Annotated in this window: 22 protein-coding genes; 12 read left to right on the top strand and 10 right to left on the bottom strand. The window is 63.0% G+C overall.

All coding sequences use genetic code 11. From position 1 onward, the window contains the following. Window positions 1-16: 16 nt before the first annotated feature. From mmsB to G9X68_RS25750, 7 genes are all read right to left on the bottom strand, one after another. Window positions 17-898 (bottom strand): 3-hydroxyisobutyrate dehydrogenase, encoded by an 882-nt coding sequence (mmsB, locus tag G9X68_RS25780; protein WP_171604805.1) that lies wholly within the window; start codon window positions 896-898, stop codon window positions 17-19. Between the two features lie 9 nt (window positions 899-907). Further along, a complete protein-coding gene (locus tag G9X68_RS25775; protein WP_171605068.1) occupies window positions 908-2,503 on the bottom strand; it encodes a GMC family oxidoreductase in 1,596 nt (531 codons plus the stop codon). A gap of 131 nt (window positions 2,504-2,634) precedes the next feature. Continuing rightward, entirely contained in the window at window positions 2,635-3,624 is a 990-nt protein-coding gene (locus G9X68_RS25770; protein WP_171604804.1) for a branched-chain amino acid ABC transporter permease, read from the bottom strand. A gap of 1 nt (window position 3,625) precedes the next feature. Beyond that, window positions 3,626-4,513 (bottom strand): branched-chain amino acid ABC transporter permease, encoded by an 888-nt coding sequence (locus G9X68_RS25765; protein ID WP_003547797.1) that lies wholly within the window; start codon window positions 4,511-4,513, stop codon window positions 3,626-3,628. 4 nt (window positions 4,514-4,517) lie between these two features. After that, a complete protein-coding gene (locus G9X68_RS25760) occupies window positions 4,518-5,219 on the bottom strand; it encodes an ABC transporter ATP-binding protein (RefSeq protein WP_171604803.1) in 702 nt (233 codons plus the stop codon). Then, on the bottom strand, window positions 5,219-6,001 hold the full coding sequence (locus G9X68_RS25755) for an ABC transporter ATP-binding protein (protein WP_171604802.1): 783 nt from the start codon (window positions 5,999-6,001) through the stop codon (window positions 5,219-5,221). The genes G9X68_RS25760 and G9X68_RS25755 overlap by 1 nt, the downstream gene beginning before the upstream one ends. Window positions 6,002-6,006: 5 nt before the next feature. Continuing rightward, window positions 6,007-7,212, bottom strand: coding sequence for an ABC transporter substrate-binding protein (locus tag G9X68_RS25750; RefSeq protein WP_171604801.1), 1,206 nt, complete (start codon window positions 7,210-7,212; stop codon window positions 6,007-6,009). A 174-nt stretch (window positions 7,213-7,386) separates the two neighbouring features. Between G9X68_RS25750 and G9X68_RS25745 the strand changes: the two genes are divergently transcribed. After that, window positions 7,387-8,340 carry a LysR family transcriptional regulator gene (locus G9X68_RS25745; RefSeq protein WP_171604800.1) on the top strand — a complete coding sequence of 318 codons (954 nt, stop codon included), beginning with the start codon at window positions 7,387-7,389 and terminating at the stop codon, window positions 8,338-8,340. Window positions 8,341-8,395: 55 nt separating this feature from the next. Here G9X68_RS25745 and G9X68_RS25740 read toward each other — a convergent pair whose 3' ends face one another. Beyond that, on the bottom strand, window positions 8,396-8,734 hold the full coding sequence (locus G9X68_RS25740; RefSeq protein WP_168312193.1) for a cupin domain-containing protein: 339 nt from the start codon (window positions 8,732-8,734) through the stop codon (window positions 8,396-8,398). A gap of 173 nt (window positions 8,735-8,907) precedes the next feature. Between G9X68_RS25740 and G9X68_RS25735 the strand changes: the two genes are divergently transcribed. The 4 genes from G9X68_RS25735 (at window position 8,908) to G9X68_RS25720 (ending at window position 12,618) form a co-directional block, all read left to right on the top strand. Then, window positions 8,908-10,095, top strand: coding sequence for an acyl-CoA dehydrogenase (locus G9X68_RS25735; RefSeq protein WP_171604799.1), 1,188 nt, complete (start codon window positions 8,908-8,910; stop codon window positions 10,093-10,095). A 90-nt stretch (window positions 10,096-10,185) separates the two neighbouring features. After that, window positions 10,186-10,647: a DUF4126 family protein gene (locus G9X68_RS25730; RefSeq protein WP_168312191.1), complete on the top strand. Its 462-nt coding sequence runs from the start codon at window positions 10,186-10,188 to the stop codon at window positions 10,645-10,647. Beyond that, window positions 10,644-12,005: an FAD-containing oxidoreductase gene (locus tag G9X68_RS25725; RefSeq protein ID WP_171604798.1), complete on the top strand. Its 1,362-nt coding sequence runs from the start codon at window positions 10,644-10,646 to the stop codon at window positions 12,003-12,005. Before G9X68_RS25730 ends, G9X68_RS25725 begins: the two co-directional genes overlap by 4 nt. Before the next feature lie 43 nt (window positions 12,006-12,048). After that, window positions 12,049-12,618, top strand: a complete 570-nt coding sequence (locus tag G9X68_RS25720) for a VTT domain-containing protein (protein ID WP_171604797.1) — start codon at window positions 12,049-12,051, stop codon at window positions 12,616-12,618. A 125-nt stretch (window positions 12,619-12,743) separates the two neighbouring features. On the opposite strand, the gene G9X68_RS25715 is transcribed toward G9X68_RS25720, so the two are convergent. Both G9X68_RS25715 and G9X68_RS25710 read right to left on the bottom strand, forming a co-directional pair. Next, window positions 12,744-13,787: an NAD(P)-dependent alcohol dehydrogenase gene (locus G9X68_RS25715; protein WP_171604796.1), complete on the bottom strand. Its 1,044-nt coding sequence runs from the start codon at window positions 13,785-13,787 to the stop codon at window positions 12,744-12,746. Window positions 13,788-14,004: 217 nt separating this feature from the next. Continuing rightward, complete coding sequence (locus G9X68_RS25710) at window positions 14,005-14,181, bottom strand: hypothetical protein (protein WP_244956249.1); 177 nt, start codon at window positions 14,179-14,181, stop codon at window positions 14,005-14,007. Between the two features lie 96 nt (window positions 14,182-14,277). On the opposite strand from G9X68_RS25710, the gene G9X68_RS25705 reads away from it, so the two are divergent. From G9X68_RS25705 to G9X68_RS25675, 7 genes are all read left to right on the top strand, one after another. Then, on the top strand, window positions 14,278-14,367 hold the full coding sequence (locus tag G9X68_RS25705; protein ID WP_003547774.1) for a K(+)-transporting ATPase subunit F: 90 nt from the start codon (window positions 14,278-14,280) through the stop codon (window positions 14,365-14,367). Window positions 14,368-14,436: 69 nt separating this feature from the next. After that, the gene (gene kdpA / locus G9X68_RS25700; protein WP_171604794.1) at window positions 14,437-16,140 is read left to right on the top strand and encodes a potassium-transporting ATPase subunit KdpA; all 1,704 of its coding nucleotides are present in this window, start codon (window positions 14,437-14,439) and stop codon (window positions 16,138-16,140) included. 9 nt (window positions 16,141-16,149) lie between these two features. Continuing rightward, window positions 16,150-16,305 (top strand): hypothetical protein, encoded by a 156-nt coding sequence (locus G9X68_RS25695; RefSeq protein ID WP_171604793.1) that lies wholly within the window; start codon window positions 16,150-16,152, stop codon window positions 16,303-16,305. A 44-nt stretch (window positions 16,306-16,349) separates the two neighbouring features. Then, the gene (kdpB, locus tag G9X68_RS25690) at window positions 16,350-18,410 is read left to right on the top strand and encodes a potassium-transporting ATPase subunit KdpB (RefSeq protein WP_171604792.1); all 2,061 of its coding nucleotides are present in this window, start codon (window positions 16,350-16,352) and stop codon (window positions 18,408-18,410) included. 21 nt (window positions 18,411-18,431) lie between these two features. Beyond that, window positions 18,432-19,001 carry a potassium-transporting ATPase subunit KdpC gene (gene kdpC, locus G9X68_RS25685; protein WP_171604791.1) on the top strand — a complete coding sequence of 190 codons (570 nt, stop codon included), beginning with the start codon at window positions 18,432-18,434 and terminating at the stop codon, window positions 18,999-19,001. Between the two features lie 194 nt (window positions 19,002-19,195). Further along, window positions 19,196-21,904: a sensor histidine kinase gene (locus G9X68_RS25680; protein ID WP_171604790.1), complete on the top strand. Its 2,709-nt coding sequence runs from the start codon at window positions 19,196-19,198 to the stop codon at window positions 21,902-21,904. Then, window positions 21,901-22,593: a response regulator transcription factor gene (locus G9X68_RS25675; RefSeq protein ID WP_129419084.1), complete on the top strand. Its 693-nt coding sequence runs from the start codon at window positions 21,901-21,903 to the stop codon at window positions 22,591-22,593. Before G9X68_RS25680 ends, G9X68_RS25675 begins: the two co-directional genes overlap by 4 nt. Window positions 22,594-22,643 lie beyond the last annotated feature (50 nt).

Raw genomic sequence — 22,643 nt, 5'->3', positions numbered from 1 at the left:
CGGAAGGGATTAGTGCCTACGCCTTCTCGCGGAACATCTCGATGATCGCGGAAAAATCCTTTCCGCCATTGCCCAGCTTCTCGAAGAGCGCAAAAAGCTGTGCTGCTTCCGCGCCGAGCGGCGTGGAAGCGCCGCTCGTCAGCGCCGCTTCCTGGGACAACCTCAGATCCTTCAGCATCAAAGCCGCGGCAAAACCCGGCTTATAGCCGTTGTTGGCGGGCGAAGTCGGCACCGGCCCCGGAACCGGGCAATAGGTATTGAGCGACCAGCATTGGCCTGATGAGGTCGAGGCGACGTCGAACAGTGCCTGATGCGAGAGCCCGAGCTTCTCGGCGAGCACGAAGGCCTCGCAGACGCCCACCATCGAAATGCCGAGGATCATGTTGTTACAGATCTTCGCTGCCTGGCCCGCACCCGCCTCGCCGCAATGGACGATCTTCTTTCCCATGGCCTCGAGGATTGGTTTTGCCCTGGCGAAGGCCTCTTCCGAGCCGCCGGCCATGAAGGTCAGTGTGCCGGCGCTCGCCCCGCCGGTGCCGCCGGAGACGGGAGCGTCGAGCGACAGGCAGCTTGCGGCCTTGGCCATCTCATGCGCCTTGCGGCTGCTTTCGACATCGATGGTCGAGCAATCGATGACCAGCGTGCCTTGCGCGGCGGACTGCAGGATATCGGTCCAGGCCGTCAGCACGTGTCTGCCCTGCGGCAGCATGGTGATGATGATCTCCGCGTCCTTGACCGCCTGGCTGGCATGGCTTGCCGGCTTGACGCCGCTCTCCTCGGCGGCCTTCAGCACCGAAGCCGCGAGATCGAAGCCGAGGACCTCGTGACCTGATTTGACCAGATTGGCCGCCATCGGCCCACCCATGTTGCCGAGGCCGATGAATGCGATCCTTGCCATGGTCTTCTCCTATCGATTGTCTTCGAGGATCATCGCAGCCGCCTTTTCGGCGATCATGATCGTCGGCGAATTGGTGTTGCCCGAGGTGATCGACGGCATCACCGAGGCGTCGGCGATCCTGAGCTTGCCGAGCGCCCTGAGCTTCAACCGGGGATCGACGACGCTGTCCCTGTCGGCGCCCATGCGGCAGGTGCCGACAGGATGAAAGATCGTCGTGCCGATCTCGCCCGCCGCCCGCTCCAGATCGGCCTCCGTCTGATAGGAGGGCCCCGGCTTGAATTCCTCCGGCCTGAAACGGGCAAACGAAGGCTGCGCGACGATCTTGCGCGTCAACCGTATTGAACGGACAGCTATGTCACGATCGCGCTGCGTCGAGAGGTATTTCGGGCTGATCGTCGGCTGAGCGGCAAAATCCGGGCTGGACAGGTGGACCGAACCGCGGCTTTCCGGCCTCAGATTGCAGACGCTCGCGGTGATTGCCGGGAAAGGGTGGACGGGATCGCCGAACTTTTCCAGCGAGACCGGCTGCACGTGATATTGCAGATCAGGCGTTTCCCGGTCGGGGCCCGATCGGGTGAAGATGCCAAGCTGGCTCGGCGCCATCGCCATCGGCCCGGAGCGGCGGACGAGATATTCGAGCCCGATCGCCGCCTTGCCGATCAGCTTCGTCGCCTTCTCGTTCAGCGTCGGAACCCCCGTCACCTTGTAGGCCAGACGCAGCTGCAGATGGTCCTGCAGGTTCTCGCCGACACCCTTGACCTCGGTGACGACATCGACGCCGGCGCGCTGGAGAACCTCCCCCCTGCCGATGCCGGACAGTTCCAGAATATGCGGCGAGCCGATCGAACCGGCCGAAAGGACGGTTTCTTTGGCGGCATAGGCGCGCTTCGCCACGCCGCGATGCTGGAACTCGACGCCGGCAACGGCGCCTTCCTCCACCAACAGGCGCCGGACCTGCGCCTTGGTGAGCACGGTCAGGTTGGAGCGCCTCATCGCCGGCCGCAGGAAGGCCTTCGAAGTGTTCCAGCGAATGCCGGAGCGTTGGTTGACGTCGAAATAGCCGGAACCCTCGTTGCTGCCGCGGTTGAAATCCGCAGTCTCCGGGATGCCCGCTTCCCTGGCAGCTTGCTGAAAGGCATCGAGCACGGCCCAGCGCACGCGCGCTTTCTCGATGCGCCATTCCCCGCCGGCACCATGCATCTCGTCTTCGCCGCGATAAAAATCCTCCGACTTGCGGAAGAAGGGCAGAACATCGTCCCAGCCCCAGCCGCTGCAGCCCATCTGCCGCCAAAGATCGTAATCGCGCGCCTGGCCGCGCATGTAGATCATGCCGTTGATCGACGAGCAGCCGCCGAGCACCTTGCCGCGCGGATAGCTCAGCGCCCGGCCGTTCAATCCCGCTTCCGGCGCCGTGGTGAAGCACCAGTCGGTGCGCGGATTGTTGATGCAATAGAGATAACCGACCGGAATATGGATCCAGTGGTAGTTGTCGCTGCCACCGGCTTCCAGCAGCAGCACCCGGCTCCGGCCATCGGCAGACAGCCGGTTGGCGAGCACGCAGCCGGCGCTGCCTGCCCCGACGATGATATAGTCGTAACGATCCATGCCCCGCATGAGACTCCAGATGCTTGCCGCTTCCCCCTCCCCGCGGCGCGGGGAGAGGAAGAGTCGCAGCGCCGCCGCCCGTCTCTTTCCCGGGAAAGAGTTTCTTTCCGGAAAGAGAGAGGTCCGCCCGTTCAGCGGCGATAGACGAAGCCGAGTTTCCGCCCCAGCCGCGAGGCGTAGAATTCGCCGATGATGCCGCGGCGGAAGATCAGCACGCAGACCATGAAGACGATGCCGGTGATGATCGTCACCGGGAATTCCGAGGTGGCGAGGTAGTTTTCCAGCACCACCACCAGCCCGGCGCCGAAGAGCGGGCCGATCAGCGTGCCGATGCCGCCGAGCAGCGTCATCAGGATCACCTCGCCCGACATCTGCCAGGCGACATCGGTCAGCGTCGCGAACTGGAAGACGATCGATTTCACCGCGCCCGCGAGCCCGGCAAGCGCTGCCGACATGACGAAAGCGCCGAGCTTGTAGCGCGCTACGGAATAACCGAGCGAGATTGCCCGCTGCTCATTTTCGCGGATCGATTTCAGAATCATGCCGAAGGGCGAATTGATAAAGCGCCAGATGACCAAGATGCCGACGAGAAAGACGGCCAGCACGAAATAATACATGTTGGTCGAACTGTTCAGGTCAATGAAACCGAAGAGATGGCCGCGCGGCACCGACTGGATACCGTCCTCGCCTTCGGTGAACTCCGCCTGCAGGCAGAAGAAGAAGAACATCTGCGACAGCGCCAGCGTGATCATCGCGAAATAGATGCCCTGGCGGCGGATGGCGAAGAAGCCCATGACGAGGCCAAGAAACGCCGCACCCGCCACCCCGATCAGGATGCCGAGTTCCGGCGGCAGGCCCCATTCCTTCACCGTATAGGCGGTGAAATAGGCAGCACCGCCGAAGAAGGTGGCGTGGCCGAAGGACAGCAGGCCGGTATAGCCGAGCAACAGGTTGAAGGCGCAGGCAAAGAGCGCGAAGCAGAGCAGCTTCATCAGGAAGATCGGATAGAAAAAGAACGGTGCCAAGAGCAGGAGCAGCAGTCCCGCAAGCAGGAAACCCGCCTGCACCGAAAGGGCGGTTCGGCTTTTTTCCGTTTGGATGGTTTCGGTGATGTCAGCCATGTCAAGCATCCCGTCCGAAGAGGCCCGCGGGCCTGATGAGAAGCACGATCGCCATGATGACGAAGATCACGATGTTGGACGCCTCGGGATAGAAGACCTTGGTCAGGCCCTCCGCGATGCCGAGCACATAACCGGTGATGATCGCGCCCATGATCGATCCCATGCCGCCGACGACGACGACGGCGAAGACGACGATGATCATGTTCGAGCCCATCAGCGGCGAGACCTGGTAGATCGGCGCCGCGAGCACCCCGGCAAAGGCAGCGAGACCGGCGCCGAGCGCGTAGGTGAGCGTCAAGAGCACCGGCACGTTGACGCCGAAGACCTGTACCAGCACGGCGTTTTCGGTGGCGGCACGCAGGTAAGCCCCGAGTTTGGTTTTCTCGATCAGCAGCCATGTGCCGAGGCAGACCACAAGCGAGACGACTACCACCCAGCCGCGATAGATCGGCAGGAACATGAAGCCGAGGTTGGCCCCGCCGGCAAGGGCTGCCGGCGTCGCATAGGGCTGGCCGGAAGAGCCGTAGAGATAGCGGAAGGTGCCCTCGACCGCGAGCGCCAGCCCGAAGGTGAAGAGCAGGCCGTAGAGCGGATCGAGATCGTAGAGCCGGCGCAGGAACAGCCGCTCGATGATAGCGCCGGCAAGGCCGACGATAACGGGCGCCAGGATCAATGACGGCCAGTAACCGATGCCGGCATAGGTCAGCAGCAGGTAGGCGACGAAGGCGCCGAGCATATATTGCGCGCCATGGGCGAAGTTGATCACCCTGAGCAGGCCGAAGATGATGGCGAGGCCGAGGCTGAGCAGCGCATAGAACGAGCCGTTGATCAGGCCGATCAGCAGCTGGCCGAACAGCGCCTGCAGGGGAATGCCGAAGATCATCGTCATCTGGTCATACTCCCAGAACCTTGTGCAGCGTATCCATGCGCTGCGGCAGTTCACCGACCGGGAATTCCGACACCATCTGCCCATGATCCATCAGATAGAAGCGATCGGCAATACGGCTGGCGAAACGGAAATTCTGCTCGACGAGCAGGATCGTCATGCCGCGCTCTTTCAGCGTCTTCAGCACCTCGCCAATGCGCTGGACGATAACGGGGGCAAGCCCTTCCGTCGGTTCGTCGAGAATGAGCAGCCTGACGCCGGTGCGGAGGATTCGGGCGATCGCCAGCATCTGCTGCTCACCGCCGGAAAGCTTGGTGCCCGGGCTGGCGCGGCGCTCGTAGAGATTGGGGAAAAGCTCGTAGATTTCGTCGAGCGTCATGCCGCCCCCTGCCACGACTGGCGGCAGCAGCAGGTTTTCCGAAACGGTGAGCGTCGAGAAGATGCCGCGCTCCTCCGGCACGAAGCCGATGCCCCGATGCGCCGTCTTATGCAGCGGCACCTGCATCATATCGCTGCCGTCAAAGCTGATCTTGCCCTTGCGGGAGCGCACGATGCCGGTGATGGTGCGCAGCGTCGTCGTCTTGCCGACGCCGTTGCGGCCGAGAATGGTGATCGTCTCGCCTTCGGCCACGCGCATGTCGACGCCGTGCAGGACGTGGCTTTCGCCGTACCAGGCATTGAGCCCCTGGACTTGGAGGAGAGTGGCCATCAATGCTCCTCCGTGCCCATATAGGCCACACGCACACGCTCGTCCTGGCTAACGGTCGCATAGTCGCCTTCGGCGAGAATCTCGCCGCGCTGCAGCACGGTGACATGCTGGCAGATATTGGCGACGACGGAGAGATTGTGCTCGACCATCAATACGGCGCGATCCCGGGCGACCTCGCGGATGATCAAGGAGACGACGCCGACATCCTCCTGCCCCATGCCGGCCATCGGCTCGTCGAGCAGCAGCACCTTGGGATCGAGCGCCAGTGTGGTGGCGATCTCCAGCACGCGCTTGCGGCCATAGGAAAGGTCGGCGGCGATATGATCGCGCTCCTTGGACAGTCCGACGCTGGCGAGCAGCTGCTCAGCGCGCTCGTTGAGCCGGTCGAGTGCGGAAAGCGGCCGCCAGAACTGTGTGGAAAGATTGTTCGGTCGCTGCAGCGCCACGCGGACATTGTCGAGAACGGTCAGATGCGGGAAGACCGCCGAGATCTGGAAAGAGCGGACCAGCCCCATGCGCGCCACCTTGTCGGGCGGCGTTCCGGTGATGTCAACGCCCATCAGGCTGATGGTGCCTGAGGTCGGCTGCAGGAACTTGGTCAGCAGGTTGAAGACCGTTGTCTTGCCGGCGCCGTTCGGGCCGATCAGTGCATGCACGCTTGCGTCATGCACATCGAGATCGACGTTCTTGACGGCCGTGAAGCCGCCGAAATCGCGGCGCAGGCCGCGGGCGGACAAGACCACCCGCGGCTTTTCCTGAGTTTCAATCGCGGAAACCGCCATCGTGCTCACTTCACCAGATCGCAGCCGCTTTTGGCGGGATCGATATAGGCTTCCTTGCCGGGAATGGTGGCAAGAACGTTGAAGTAATCCCAGGGCTCCTTGCTTTCGGACGGCTTCTTGACCTGCAGCAGGTACATGTCGTGGATCATCCGGCCGTTGGCGCCGACCGTGCCGCCGCGGCCGAAGACGTCGTCGACCGGCATTTCATGCAGGTGCTTGGCGACGGCTTCCGTTTCGTCGGTGCCGGCCTTTTGCACCGCCTTCAGATATTGCGTCACCGCCGAATAGGTGCCGGCATGAACCATGTTCGGCATCTTGCCGGTGCGGGCGAAGAACTTCTTGGCGAAGGCGCGGCTCTCGTCGTCGCGGTTCCAGTAATAACCTTCCGTCAGCGTCAGCCCCTGCGCCGCCTCGAGGCCGAGGCCATGGACTTCGGCAAGCGTGAACAGCAGCGCCGCCAGATGTTGGCCGCCCTGGGTGATGCCGAATTCCGCCGCCTGCTTGATGGCGTTTGCGGTGTCGAGGCCGGCATTGGCAAGGCCGATCACCTTGGCGCCGGATGATTGCGCCTGCAGCAGGAAGGACGAGAAGTCCTGGCTCGACAGCGGATGGCGGACGGCGCCGACGACCGTGCCGCCGCTCGCCTTGACATATTCGCTGGTCTGCTGCTCCAGCGAATAACCAAAGGCATAATCCGCGGTCAGGAAGAACCAGCTGTCGCCGCCCTGCTTGACCAGTGCGCCGCCGGTGCCGACGGCGAGTGCATGCGTGTCATAGGCCCAATGGAAGCCATAAGGCGAGCAGGCCTTGCCGGTGAGGTCGGTCGTCGCCGCACCGGTGACGATGTCGATCTTCTTCTTTTCCTTGCCGATCGCCTGCACGGCGAGCGCCACCGACGAGGTCGTCAGTTCCATGATCGCATCCACCTGCTCGGTGTCGTACCACTGGCGGGCGATGTTGGAGGCGATATCAGGCTTGTTCTGGTGGTCGGCATCGACGATCTCGACCGGAACGTCGAGCACCTTACCGCCGAAATCCTCGACCGCCATCTTGGCGGCTTCGACGGAGGACTTGCCGCCGAAATCGGCATAGACACCCGACTGGTCGTTCAGGATGCCGATCTTGACCTTGCCGTCGGTCGCGCTCTGCGCGAGCACCGCTGTGCTGCTCGCAAGCAGAAATGCAACTGATGCAATGAGATTCTTTCGCATATGATCTCCTCCCAGAGATTGGCCAGATTGCGGATCTGTTCAAATTTGGCCAGCCGCACTCCTCAGAACGACGGACCCTCACCTTACGATCACGGAAATTCCGCCCTGAGGCAACGGGTGATTTACAACTAATTCCAAACAGTATCTGTTCGTTTTTGAACAGAGAAGATCGCGATGAACAATCCACCGCAGTTTACTTGGGACGATCTGCAGTTTTTTCTAGCCGTCGCCCGCACTGGACAGCTGTCGACCGCGGCGCGCCAGCTGCGATCCAGTCACGCCACCGTCTCACGCCGCATCGACCGGCTGGAGTTCACCCTCAAGGTCAAGCTGTTCGAGCGCAATCCGCGCGGCTATGTGCTGACCGCCATGGGCACGCGCTTCGTCGAGACGGCCGAAAGAATGGAGCAGGAGACCGAGCGGCTGCGCGCCGACCTCGCCGACGGCTCGATGGCGCAGCGCGGCCTTGTGCGGCTGAGCGCGCCGGAGGGTTTTGCCAATTTCTTCTTCGCAACCGTGCTGCCGCAGTTTGCCGCGCAGCATCCGCATCTCTCGCTCGAACTGGTGACGATCCAGCAGATCATGTCGCTGTCGCGTAAGGAGGCCGATATTTCCGTCGTGCTCGATGAGCCGAAGGGCGGGGCTTATTTCGCCGAGAAGCTGACGGACTACCACCTGCAGGTCTATGGCTCGCGCGATTATCTGGCAAAGGCGCCTGCGATTACCAGCCGCGAAGACCTGCTCAACCATCCCTTCGTCAGCTATATCGAGGAAATGATCTTCGCGCCGGGCCTGGATTATCTCGGCGATGTGCACCCGCGCATCAAGCCGCAGTTCCAGAGCTCCAGCATCTTTGCGCAGCTCACCGCCACTCGAAACGGCCTCGGCCTCTGCATCCTGCCCTATTTCTTCGCCAGCCGTTATCCCGAACTGGTGCGCGTGCTGCCCGAAGAGATCGACCTCAAGCGCCATTACTGGATCACCTGCCACCGTGACCTGAAACAGGTGCCGCGCGTGCGCGCCGTCATCGATTTCCTGCGCGAGGCGGTGCGCGGCGAGGATGCGCGCTTCGTGCCGCCCTATGTCACCGCCGCCGGCCCGGCGCGCCGGGCAAGAGCGGATATTTAATTAGAGCATGAGTGTCGTGCGAAAACCGCTCGCAGTTTTCGGCATCATGCTCTGGTTACTTCAGGAATTCGGCTCGATGCGGGGTGAACGCATCGATAAGCCGGCCCTTTTCCAGCGCCTTGACGCCATGGACCAGATTGGGGGGGACAATGAAGCTGCCGCCCTGTTTCAGTACCTCGGTCCGGCCATCGATCGTCACTTCGAAACTGCCTTCGGCGACGTAGCTGGCCTGAATGTGCGGATGCGAATGGGCGGCTCCCACGGCGCCGCTTTCGAAGGCCACTTCCACCATCATCATCTCGGGCAGATAGGTCATGATGCGCCTGACGACGCCGGGCTCGGGATTGACCCATTCGGCGCCATCGGCCGATACGAACAGATCGCTTGACGACATTTCCGCCTCCTCGTTGCAGAATCGATCGCGGGCAAAGTGGATCATGCCGGCGCTTTTGAAAAGATGGCGCGGCCCGTCTTTTCGAGACTGCCCCTTCTGTTGACGCGATGGGCTGGCGGGTCTATGGCCAACTTAAGCGAGGCAAGCCAGAATCGGGATGAGGAGACGCGGCCATGCAGCATACGCGCGAGGTTTTCGACTGGGCCGATCCGTTCCGGCTGGTGGAGCAGCTGACCAGCGAAGAGCGCATGGTGCAGGACACTGCCCACGCCTATGCGCAGGAGAAGCTGGCGCCCCGTGTTCTCGATGCCTTCCGCAATGAAAAGACCGATCCTGAGATCTTCCGCGAAATGGGCGAACTCGGCCTGCTCGGCCCGACGATCTCGCCGGATTATGGCGGCGCCGGCCTCGGTTACGTCGCCTACGGTCTGGTCGCCCGCGAGGTCGAAAGGGTCGACAGCGGCTACCGCTCGATGATGAGCGTGCAGTCCTCGCTCGTGATGGTGCCGATCGAAACCTTCGGCTCCGAGGCGCAGAAGCTGAAATACCTGCCGAAACTCGCGACCGGCGAATGGATCGGCTGCTTCGGCCTGACCGAACCCGATCACGGCTCCGACCCCGGCTCGATGGCGACGCGCGCCAAGAAGGTCGACGGCGGCTACAGCCTCACCGGCTCGAAGACCTGGATCTCCAACGCGCCGATCGCCGATGTCTTCGTCGTCTGGGCAAAGACCGAGGACGGCCTCATCCGCGGCTTCATCCTCGAAAAGGGCTGGAAAGGGCTTTCGGCTCCCGCCATCCACGGGAAGGTGGGCTTACGCGCCTCGATCACCGGCGAAGTGGTGATGGAGGGGGTCTTCGTGCCTGAGGAAAACCTTCTGCCTGATGTGACCGGCCTCAAGGGACCTTTCACCTGCCTCAACTCGGCTCGTTTCGGCATCGCCTGGGGCGCGCTCGGTGCTGCCGAGGATTGTTATGCGAGAGCGCTGCAATACACGCTGGAGCGCAAGCAGTTCGGCCGGCCGCTTGCCGCCAACCAGTTAATCCAGAAGAAGCTCGCCGACATGGCCGCGGAGATCTCGCTCGGCCTTCAGGGCTGCCTGCGGCTCGGCCGTATGAAGGAGGAAGGCCATCCGCCGGTGGAGCTGACCTCGATCCTCAAGCGCAACAGCTGCGGCAAGGCGCTGGAGATCGCGCGGGCGGCCCGCGACATGCTCGGCGGCAACGGCATCTCCGACGAATTCGGCATTGCCCGTCACCTCGTCAACCTCGAAGTGGTCAACACCTATGAGGGCACGCACGACATCCACGCGCTGATCATCGGTCGGGCGATCACCGGCATTGCCGCCTTTGCGAACTAGCGCATTGGCGCGAAAGGGCGAATTGCCACGCGCCTGACAATGTGCAACCTTCCCTCACGACGGCAAGAGCCGGCAAAAGGGGGACCATGCATGTTTCTGCTTCTTGCATTGCTGATTGGTGTCATTGCCGGGCTTCGCGCCATGACGGCGCCCGCCGCCGTCGCCTGGGGCGCGGCGCTTGGATGGTTCGACGTGTCGCAGACGCCGCTTGCCTTCATGGGTTACCAATGGACGCCGTGGATCCTCACGCTCCTCGCCGTCGTCGAACTGATCACCGACCAGTTGCCATCGACGCCGTCGCGTAAGGTGCCGGTGCAATTCGGTGCCCGGATTGTCACGGGCGCGCTGGCCGGCGCCACGATCGGTGCCGCCAGCAGCCTGCTTTTCGGCGGGCTGATCGCCGGCGTGATCGGCGCCGTCATCGGCACATATGGTGGCGCCGCCGTCCGCAGCAGGCTTGCCGCCTCCTTCGGCAAGGATCTGCCGGCCGCTCTCATCGAGGATGCCGTCGCCGTCATCGGCGCGGTGCTGATCGTGGGGGCCGTCGCATGAAAAGTTTCGACGCGATCGTTATCGGCGCCGGCCAGGCCGGCCCGTTTCTTGCCGCCAGGATGGTCGAAAAGGGCATGAAGGTGGCGCTGATCGAGCGCAAGTTCCTCGGCGGCACCTGCGTCAATGCCGGCTGCATGCCAACGAAGACGCTGGTCGCCAGCGCCCGCGCCGCCCATGTCGCAAGAAACAGCGCTGCTTACGGCGTCAATATCCCTGGCGAGATCGCCATCGACATGAAGGTGGTTAGGGCGCGCGCCGAAACCGTGACGATGAATGCCCGCAACGGCTTGATCGGCTGGCTTACCGGCATGGAGGGCATGACCGTTATTTACGGCCACGCCCGTTTTGAGGATCCCAAGACCGTCAGCGTCCACGGCGAGACGCTGACCGCACCGCGCATCTTCCTCAATGTCGGCGCGCGGCCGGTCATCCCCGACCTGCCCGGGATCAACAATATCGACTATCTCACCAGCACCTCGATCATCCATCTCGACACGCTGCCCCGGCATCTGGCCGTGATCGGCGGCAGTTATATCGGACTGGAATTCGCGCAGATGTATCGCCGCTTCGGCGCCGAAGTCAGCGTCATCGAGCATGGCCCGAAGCTCGCATCGCGCGAGGACGAGGATATATCCGACGCGATCGCCGATGTCCTGCGCTCGGAGGGCATCGACATTCATACCGGCGCCAGCGACATCGCCTTTGCCAAGAGCAGCGACGGAATAACGGTCGCCACCGATTCAGCGAGGATCGATGCGAGCCATGTTCTGATTGCCACCGGACGCAAGCCGAACACCGACGATCTCGGCCTCGATGCCGCCGGCGTCATCACCGACGGACGCGGCTTCATTGCCGTCGACGACAGGCTTGCCACCAATGTCGACGGCATCTGGGCGCTCGGCGACTGCAACGGCCACGGCGCCTTCACCCACACCTCCTACAATGATTTCGAGATCGCCGCCGCCAACCTGCTCGACGGCGACGATCGCAAGGTCTCGAACCGCATCCCGGCCTATGCACTCTACATCGACCCGCCGCTTGGCCGTGTCGGCATGACGGAGAAGCAGGCGCGCGCCTCGGGACGAAGGATCATGATCTCGACCCGGCCGATGAGCCGCGTCGGCCGCGCCAACGAGCGCGGAGAGACCAAGGGTTTCATGAAGGTGATCGCCGACGCCGAGACAAAAAAAATACTCGGTGCGGCGATCCTCGGCATCGAAGGCGACGAGGTGATCCACGGCATCATAGATGCGATGAATGCAGGAACGACCTATCCCGCATTGCAATGGTCGGTGCCGATCCATCCGACGGTGTCGGAGCTGATCCCGACGCTGCTTGGGGATTTGAAGCCGGTTTAGCTATGAATTGATGCTTCGAAATCGACAGCTGGAGGCGGGCTGAGTGTCTATCGAACTGCTGATCGAGCACTATGGCCTGCTGGCGATATTTCTGGGCGCCGCCTTCGAGGGCGAAACAGCCGCCTTCCTTGGCGGCGTGATTTCCCACCGCGGGCTGCTGACCTATTGGTCGGCGTCGCTTGCGGCAACGGCAGGCTCCTTCGCCGGCGATCAGTTCTGGTTCTTCGCCGGCCGTTATGCCGCTCGATGGGGTCTCGTCCGCCGGCTGATGGAAACACCGGCGCTGGCGCGCGTAACCCGGCTTCTGGAAAGATATCCGACCGGCTTCATCCTTGCGTTTCGTTTTCTTGTGGGGTTGCGGACGATCAGCCCGATCGTCATCGGGACGACACGAATAGCGACCGGAAAATTCATCATCCTGAATGCTGTGGCCGCGCTGGTGTGGGGGCAGCTGTTCACGGCGCTCGGTTATCTCTTCGGGCACGGCATCCAACAGACATTGGGCCACCTTCCGCTTCATCGCCATCTGCTGATCGCAGTCGGAGCCGCGGCTGTCGTCGCAGCCGCGGTTCTTGCCTTTCGCAAGATGAAACTGAGCGCCAGACACTCGTAGCCGTATGGCGTCCTAGAACAGCATGATTTTAGGCCGGGTCGGCCTAAAATCTGAATCCTGTTCTAAATTATATAGTTGGAGCATGATGTCGTTCGAAAACCGATCACACTTTTCGGCATCATGCTCTAGTCCATTACGATCTGCAGCTTCACGTCGCTCGGCCGGGCCTCGACGGCGCGATCAAACGCCGTGATCGAATCCTCGAACTTAAAGGTCTCGGAAATCAGCGGCTTCAGATCGACGCGACCCGAGCCGAGCAGTGCGATCGAGCGTTCATACTGATGCGCGTAGCGGAACACCGTCTCGATGCGGATTTCCTTGGTGGATGCCGTCGAGACGTCGAAGCCGATCGGATTGACCGGCAGGCCGACGACAACGATGACGCCACCCGGGCGCGGCAGCGCCATGATCGTCTCCCAGGCCTTCGGCGAGCCGGAGCATTCGAAGACGACATCGGCGCCCCAGCCGTCGGTCAGCCGGGCAACCTCTTCGGCCAGGTTCTTCTCGCGGATATTGACCGGAATGACGCCCTGGTACTGTGCGGCGATATCGAGCTTCGGCTGGGCGAGATCGGCGACGATCGCGCGGGCGCAGCCGCCGGCAAGGGCCGCGATCGCCACCATCGTGCCGATCGGCCCGGCACCGAGGACGACGGCAGTGTCGCCCGGCGTAATCTTCGCCTTGGCTGCCGCCTGCATGCCGACGGCGAAAGGCTCGACCATGGCGCCTTCGGCAAAGCTGACATTGTCGGGCAGCTTGAAGGTGTAGTTGGCGGGATGCACGACCTCGGGCGTCAGCACGCCGTGGATGGGCGGGGTCGCCCAGAAGGTGACGGCCGGGTCGATATTGTACATGCCAAGCCGGCTTGCCTTGGAATTCGGATCGGGAATGCCCGGCTCCATGCAGACGCGGTCGCCGACTTTGAGATGCGTGACGCCGGCGCCGACCTCGACCACCGTGCCCGCCGCCTCATGGCCGAGCACCATCGGCGCGTTGACGACGAAGGGGCCGATCTTGCCGTGGGTGTAATAATGCACATCCGAACCGCAGACGCCGACTGTGTGGATCCTGATCTTCACCTCGCCGGGGCCGGTTTCGAGCGGCAGATCGATATCGCGGAGCGCAAGCTCATGCTGGCGCTCGAGGACAAGCGCACGGACTTTGGTCATCGTCGGTTTCCTTCCCTAATGGCTTGCCCATGACTCCGTCGGGCAGCGTCGAAGCCGACTATAAGGCCCGAAGCCTTCCCAATTCAACCAGATTGCGAAGGCTTTTGCTCAACAAATGAAAAAATGCTCACTCGCGTTTGCCGAGGCTCCTTACCGGCATCGGCTTGTCCGAAACTGCGCCAGCCGGCTCTAATGGCGAGCGGCCTCGGAAGGGCATTTATAAGATTTTTATATTGATGGCCTGTCGTCCGTCTCGAACCTTTATGCGCTTCGGCTCCATATTGATGGCCGAGAGATCGAAAAGATCATCTCCACGCCAGAAAGCATGAAAGGCGGCCTCCCAGCGCCCTTTGTCTTGTCTGACTCCAAGAAGAACAACAGGAGTCACGATCATGATGGATATCATTCTACTCGGCACCGCGATCATATTCTTCGCGCTGTGCTTTGCCTACACCCGAGCCTGCGACAGGCTTTGACAGGAGAACCGACGATGACCCTCGATTATGTCTTGAGCGGTGCCGTGACCGTGTTTCTCACCGTTTACCTCACCTACGCTCTCCTTCGCCCAGAACGCTTTTGAAGAGAACCGGCGCTTCTGAGGTCGCGCATGTGCGACCGAGAAGCAGCCGGGTATTGAAAGTTACCCCAAATGACCCTCAACGGATGGCTTCAGATCCTGCTTTACTGCGGGATCGTCCTCGTGCTCGTCAAACCGCTCGGCGGTTACATGACGCGTGTCTACAATGGCGAGCGCACATTCCTCTCCCCGGTCCTCGTTCCGATCGAACGGGGGCTTTACCGTATTGCGGGCACCAGCGAGCGTGAGGAGCAGCATTGGACCTCCTATGCCTTCGCGATGCTGATGTTCAACCTGCTCGGCATCCTCCTCCTCTACGCGCTGCTGCGCCTGCAGAACATCCTGCCCTATAATCCGGCCGGTATGGCCGCCGTCCCGCCGGAGCTTTCGTTCAACACCGCCGTCAGCTTTCCCACAAACACCAACTGGCAAAATTACGGCGGCGAAAGCACCATGTCGTATCTGACCCAGATGGCCGGCTTCACGGTGCAGAACTTCCTGTCGGCCGCGACCGGCATGGCGATCGCTGTCGCCTTCATCCGTGCTTTCGCACGGGCGTCAGGCAAGGCGATCGGCAATTTCTGGGTCGATATGATCCGCGGCACGTTCTACATCCTGCTGCCGATCTGCATCGTGCTAACCATCGTTTACGTCTATCTCGGCGTGCCGCAGACGCTTGGGCCCTATGTCAATGCGACCACGCTCGAAGGCGCGCAGCAGACGATTGCCGTCGGCCCCGTCGCCTCACAGCTTGCGATCAAGATGCTCGGCACCAATGGCGGCGGCTTCTTCAACGCCAATTCGGCCCATCCATTCGAAAACCCGGATGCGATCTCCAACCTCATCCAGATGGTCTCGATCTTCGCGATCGGTGCGGCCCTCACCAACGTTTTCGGCCGCATGGTTGGCAACCAGCGCCAGGGCTGGGCGATCCTTGCCACGATGGGCATCCTGTTCATCGTCGGTGTCGGTATCACTTATTGGGCGGAAGCTGCCGGCAACCCGCTGATGCATGCCTTTGGTCTTGGCGGCGGCAACATGGAAGGCAAGGAAGTCCGCTTCGGCGTCGCCCTATCCTCGCTCTTTGCGGTCATCACCACGGCCGCCTCCTGCGGAGCGGTCAATGCGATGCACGGCAGCTTCACCGCGCTCGGCGGCCTCATCCCGCTGATCAACATGCAGCTCGGCGAAGTCATCGTCGGCGGTGTCGGCGCGGGCTTTTACGGCATCCTGCTGTTCATCATCGTCGCCGTCTTCGTCGCCGGCCTGATGGTCGGCCGCACGCCGGAATATCTCGGCAAGAAGATCGAGGCGAAGGAAATGAAGATGGCCGTTCTCGCCATTCTCTGCCTGCCGCTCGCCATGCTGGTCTTCACCGCGATCGCCACGGTGCTTCCAAGCGCCGTCGCCTCGATCAGCACCGCCGGCCCGCACGGCTTCTCCGAAATCCTCTATGCCTATACGTCGGCTGCGGCCAACAACGGCTCGGCTTTCGGCGGCCTGACCGGCAATACGCCCTGGTACAACGTGACACTCGGCATCGGCATGCTCGCCGGGCGCTTCCTGGTCATCATCCCGGCCCTTGCCATCGCCGGCTCGCTGATCGCCAAGAAGACGGTTCCGGCCTCGGCCGGCACCTTCCCGACGGACGGTCCGCTCTTCGTCGGCCTGCTTATCGGCACGATCCTGATCGTCGGCGGCCTGACCTTCTTCCCGGCCTTGGCGCTCGGCCCTGTCGTCGAGCACCTGGTCATGATCGCCGGCCAGACCTTCTGAGGTGATGCCATGATCCTTCGCCACAGGCTTCGCAACGCCCTCCATCCACGTCCCGGTGCGCCGGAACGTGGGAATGGCCCGAGACCCCAAGCCTCCGACATCATCCTGGTGATGATGGAAGGCCTCCTCGTCATCGCCGCCATCTTCAAAATCTTACAGGGCTGACCGGCTTCCGGTTCGCCATCCTCGTTTCAAAGCTGGAGTCTCTTATGAGCCAGGCAAAATCCGCGAGCGTCATGGATTCTCGCATCCTCATTCCGGCCGTGGGGGCCGCTTTCAAGAAGCTCAACCCCCGCGCGCTTGCCAGAAACCCGGTCATGTTCGTCGTGGCCACGGTCTCGGTGCTGACCACCGTCCTCTTCCTGCGCGATCTGGTGGCAGGCAACGGCAATCTCGGCTTCTCGTTCCAGATCAATCTCTGGCTCTGGTTCACCGTGCTGTTTGCCAATTTTGCCGAAGCCGTCGCCGAAGGCCGCGGCAAGGCGCAGGCGGATTCGCTGCGCAAGGCGCGCACCGAAACTCAGGCGAAGCTGCTCACCGCCAATAATGGCAGCGGCTACCGCATGGTGCCGGGCACCAGCCTCAAGGTCGGCGATCTCGTACTCGTCGAGGCCGGCGACATCATCCCGTCGGACGGCGAGGTCGTCGAAGGTGTAGCCTCCGTCAACGAAGCGGCGATCACCGGCGAATCCGCCCCTGTCATCCGCGAATCCGGCGGCGATCGCTCGGCGGTCACCGGCGGCACGCAGGTGCTGTCCGACTGGATCCGCGTCCGCATCACCGCCGCTGCCGGCTCGACCTTCCTCGACCGGATGATCGCGCTCGTCGAAGGCGCGGAGCGGCAGAAGACGCCGAACGAGATCGCGCTCAACATCCTGCTTGCCGGCATGACGCTGATCTTCGTGCTTGCCACCGCGACGATCCCGAGCTTTGCCATCTATGCCGGTGGCTCGATCCCGATCATCGTGCTCGTCGCCCTCTTCGTCACGCTGATTCCGACGACGATCGGCGCGCTGTTGTCGGCGATCGGCATCGCCGGCATGGACCGCCTCGTCCGCTTCAACGTGCTCGCCATGTCCGGCCGCGCGGTCGAAGCCGCCGGCGACGTCGACACGCTGCTGCTCGACAAGACGGGCACGATCACGCTCGGCAATCGCCAGGCGACGACCTTCCGCCCGGTTCGCGGCGTTTCCGAACAGGATCTCGCCGATGCCGCCCAGCTCGCCTCGCTTGCCGACGAAACGCCGGAAGGCCGTTCCATCGTCGTGCTCGCCAAGGAGAAATATGCGATCCGCGGCCGCGACATGGCAAGCCTCAAGGCGACCTTCGTGCCCTTCACCGCCCAGACCCGCATGAGCGGCGTCGATCTCGAAGGCGCCTCGATCCGCAAGGGTGCGGTCGATGCCGTGCTGGCTCATGTCAACGGCGATGCATCCTCGAAGAACGGCAGCGAGGTCGTCCGCGAACTGCAGTCGATCGCCGACGAGGTCGCCAAATCAGGCGGCACGCCGCTGGCGGTCGCCCGCGACGGCAGGCTGCTCGGCATCATCCAGTTGAAGGACATCGTCAAGGGCGGCATCCGCGAACGCTTCACCGAGCTTCGCCGCATGGGCATCCGCACCGTGATGATCACAGGCGACAACCCGCTGACGGCAGCCGCCATCGCCGCCGAGGCCGGCGTCGACGACTTCCTCGCCCAGGCAACGCCGGAGATGAAGCTGGCGCTGATGCGCGAGGAACAATCGAAGGGTAAGCTCGTCGCCATGTGCGGCGACGGCACCAACGACGCGCCGGCGCTCGCCCAGGCCGATGTCGGCGTCGCCATGAACACCGGCACGGTCGCCGCCCGCGAGGCCGGAAACATGGTCGACCTCGACTCGGACCCGACGAAGCTCATCGAGATCGTCGAGATCGGCAAACAGCTGTTGATGACGCGCGGCGCGCTGACGACCTTTTCGATCGCCAATGACATCGCCAAATACTTCGCCATCATCCCGGCGATGTTCCTGACCTTTTACCCACAGCTCGGCATCTTGAACATCATGGGGCTTTCGACGCCGCAAAGCGCCATTCTCTCGGCGATCATCTTCAACGCGCTGATCATCATCGCGCTGATTCCGCTGTCGCTGAAGGGTGTGCGCTACCGTCCGATCGGCGCCGGCGCGCTGCTGTCGCGCAACCTGCTGATCTATGGTGCCGGCGGCATCATCGTCCCCTTCATCGGCATCAAGGCGATCGACATGGCTGTCGCAGCCCTCGGTCTCGCCTGAACACTTCAAGGAGTAGGAACAATGTTGAAAGAACTTCGTCCGGCGATCGTCATGATCGTCGCCACCACCGCCATCACCGGCCTGCTTTATCCGCTCGCCATGACGGGTGCTGCCCAGGTCCTCTTCCCGACCCAGGCGAACGGCAGCCTGATCGAGAAGGACGGCAAGGTGATCGGCTCGACGCTGATCGGCCAGGCCTTCACCAGCGACAAGTATTTCCACAGCCGTCCCTCGGCCGCCGGCGACGGCTACAATGCGGCTGCCTCCAGCGGCTCGAACCTCGGCCCGACCAGCCAGAAGCTGATCGACCGCGTCAAGGGCGACTACGAGGCCGCCAAGGCAACGAACCCGACAGCCGACGTGCCCGCCGACCTCGTCACCGCTTCGGGTAGCGGCCTCGACCCCCATATCTCGCCGGAAGCAGCCTACTTCCAGGTGCTGCGCGTCGCCAAGGCACGGAGCATGGATGAAGCCAAGGTCAAGGCGCTGGTCGACGGCGCTGTCCAAGACCGCGAAATCGGCCTTCTCGGCGAACCCACCGTCAATGTTCTGGCGTTGAACCAGAGCCTTGATGCTTCTATGACTGAGTAAAGGTTGTGGTCGCGACTTCTCCTCCTCCCTCATCCCTGTGCTCGTCACAGGGATCCAGCCGCGTCGCGTCGGCGACGCACGAGAGTCCTTCCACGCGAAGGACTTCGCGTGGCTGGATTCCTGTGACAAGCACAGGAATGAGGGATACGGAGACGTAATGCGTCCCCCACATCATTTGCAGAAAGACCATACGCATGCCAGACGACAATCGCGACCAGGCCGGCAGGCCCTCGCCCGATGCGCTTCTCGAAAAAGCCCGGGCTGAGACGCGCGGCCGTCTGAAAATCTTTCTGGGTGCCGCCCCCGGCGTCGGCAAGACCTACGAGATGCTCGTCTCCGGCCGTGCCAAGATCGCCGACGGTCTCGATGTCGTCATCGGCGTCGTCGAGACCCATGGCCGCAAGGAGACCGAGGCGCTCGTCGCCGGCTTCGAGATCATCCCCCGTGTCGAAATCAGCTACAAGGGCCGGCCGCTCGAGGAAATGGACCTTGACGGCATCCTCACCCGCCGGCCCGATCTCGTGCTGGTCGACGAACTCGCCCATACCAATGCCGAGGGCAGCCGCCATCCGAAGCGCTACCTCGACGTCAAGGAATTGCTCGATCGTGGCATCGACGTCTATACGACGTTGAACATCCAGCATGTCGAAAGCCTGAACGACGTCGTCTCGCAGATCACCCGCATCCGCGTGCGCGAGACGGTGCCGGACTCGATCATCGACCTTGCGGATGACGTCGAGATCATCGATCTGACGCCGGATGATCTGATCAAGCGCCTGCATGACGGCAAGGTCTACGTGCCGCGCACCGCCGAGCGGGCGCTGACCAATTATTTCACGCCGGGCAACCTGACGGCGCTGCGCGAGCTCGCACTGCGCAAGACCGCCCAGCGCGTCGACGACCAGTTGCTCACGCATATGCAGGCGCATGCCATATCGGGCCCCTGGGCGGCGGGCGAACGTGTCCTCGTCTCGGTCGACCACCATCCGCGCTCCGCCTCGCTGGTGCGCTACGCGGCCCGCATGGCCTCGCGGCTGCGCGCGCCCTGGGCCGCCGTCTATATCGAGACCAACCGCTCGATCAATCTGACGGAAGCCGAGCGCGATACCGTCGCATCCACGCTGCGCCTTGCCGAGCAGCTCGGCGGCGAGGCGATCACCCTTCCCGGCCGCGAGGTAGCCGAAGAGCTCGTCCGCCACGCCACCGCCAACAACGTCACCCACATCGTCATCGGCGCCCCGAAGAAGCCGACATGGCGCGATTGGTGGCACCGCTCGATCACCGACGAGCTGATCCGCAAGACCGGCGAGATCAGCGTCCATGTCATTTCAGGCAATGAGAAGGACGGCACCACCGCGCGTGGCGTCAGGGCGGCCGCTACTGCGCCGCCACTGGATTTCAGGGCCTACCTGCTGGCGACCGGTTATGTCGCCATCGCGCTCGGCGTCAGCGTCGTGCTCGACCAGGTGCTCGACGTGCGCAACCTCGCCCTCGTCTTCCTGATGGCGGTGCTGACCTCGGCCGTCCTCCACGGCCTGCGGCCAGCGCTTTACAGCTGCATCCTCAGCGCGCTGTCCTTCAACTTCTTTTTCCTGCCGCCGCGCTACACGCTGACGATCAGCGATCCGGAAAGCGTGCTTGCCCTGTTCTTCTTCCTGGGCGTCGCCATCATCGCCAGCAACCTGACCGCGACCGTGCAGCGCCAGGCCGCCGCCGCCCGCCAGCGGGCGCGCACGACGGAGGACCTCTATCTCTTCTCGAAAAAGCTCGCCGGCACCGGCACGCTCGACGATGTGCTCTGGGCAACCGCCTTCCAGCTCGCCTCGATGCTGAAGGTCCGCGTCGTGCTGCTGCTGCCGGAAGAGGGCAGCATCGCCGTCAAGGCCGGTTATCCTCCTGATGATACGCTCGACGATGCCGATATCGCCGCCGCCCGCTGGGCCTGGGAGCATAATCATGCCGCCGGCCGCGGCGCCGATACCCTGCCCGGCGCCAAACGCCTCTATGTGCCGCTCCGAACCGGGCGCACCGCCGTCGGCGTCATCGGCCTCGACAGCGACCGCCGCGACGGACCGCTGTTGACGCCCGAGCAACAGCGGCTGCTCGATGCGCTCGCCGACCAGGCGGCCCTTGCCATCGAACGCATCCAGCTTGTTGCCGATGTCGACCGGGCAAGACTTGCGGCCGAAGCGGACCGGTTGCGCTCGGCCCTGCTGACATCGATTTCGCACGACCTGAAGACCCCGCTTGCCGCCATCCTCGGCGCCGCCGGCACGCTGCGCGATTATTTCGCCTCGATGCCGGAGGAGGACCGCAGCGATCTGCTGTCGACCGTCGTCGACGAATCCGAACGCCTCAACCGCTTCATCGCGAACCTGCTCGACATGACCAAGATCGAATCCGGCGCGATGGAGCCGAACCACGCGCTGCATTATGCCGGCGATATCATCGGCAGCGCGCTGCGCCGGGCCGCAAAGATCCTCGATCATCACAAGACCGAAATGAGCATTCCCGCCGACCTGCCGATGGTGCGCGTCGATCCTGTCCTGTTCGAGCAGGTGATCTTCAACCTGCTCGACAATGCCGCGAAATACGCGCCCGACGGATCGGTGATCCATATCGAGGGCTGGGCAGATGCCGACAACGTCGTCGTGCAGGTCTCGGACGAAGGCCCGGGCATTCCGCCGGCCGATCTCACCCGCGTCTTCGACACCTTCTACCGCGTGCGCAAGGGCGATCAGGTGCGCGCCGGCACCGGGCTTGGCCTTTCCATCTGCCGCGGCTTCATCGAGGCCATGGGCGGCACGATCACCGCCGGCAACCGGACGGGCCGTCCGGGCGCCGTCTTCACCATCCGCCTGCCGAAACCCACCGACATTCCGAAACTGGATGAACTCCGATGACCGGTTCAGCCGTCAAAATCCTCGTCGTCGACGACGAGCCTCCGATCCGCAAGCTGCTCCGCGTCGGCCTGACCGCGCAGGGCTACGAGGTGCAGGAAGCGCCGAACGCCAGCGCCGCCCGCCAGTCGGTCGCCGACGTCATGCCCGACCTCATCGTGCTCGACCTCGGCCTGCCCGACAAATCAGGCCACGACCTGCTGCAGGAGTGGCGCGACGAAGGGCTTTCCATGCCGGTCGTCATTCTCTCCAGTCGCACCGACGAGGCCGGCATCGTCAAGGCGCTGGAAAGCGGCGCCGACGATTACGTCACCAAGCCCTTCGGCATCAACGAGCTCGGCGCCCGCATCCGTGTGGCGCTGCGCCACCGCCTGCAGCAGCAGGGGGAAAAGGCGATCTTCCAGACAGGCGGGCTGTCGATCGATCTCGTCAAGCGCATCGTCAAGGTCGACGGCGCAGAAATAAAGCTGTCGCCGAAGGAATACGACATCCTGCGCGTGCTCGCCCAGCATGCTGGCAAGGTGCTGACACACCAGTTTCTTCTAAAGCAGATATGGGGGCCGGCGGCTGATGTGCAGTATCTGCGCGTCTATGTCCGGCAACTGCGGCAAAAAATCGAGCAGATTCCGGACCAGCCGCACTATATCACCACGGAGACCGGCGTCGGCTACCGGCTCAGGGAACCGGACTGACGTCCCTTCCCTCCTGCTGCCCGAACAGTATCGAGCCCGAACAGCATCGA

Source organism: Rhizobium changzhiense, from assembly GCF_013087625.1.
Taxonomy (GTDB): Bacteria; Pseudomonadota; Alphaproteobacteria; order Rhizobiales; family Rhizobiaceae; genus Rhizobium; species Rhizobium sophorae.
Note: the sequence above shows the minus strand (reverse complement) of the source record. Positions and strands in the feature narration are given on the sequence as shown.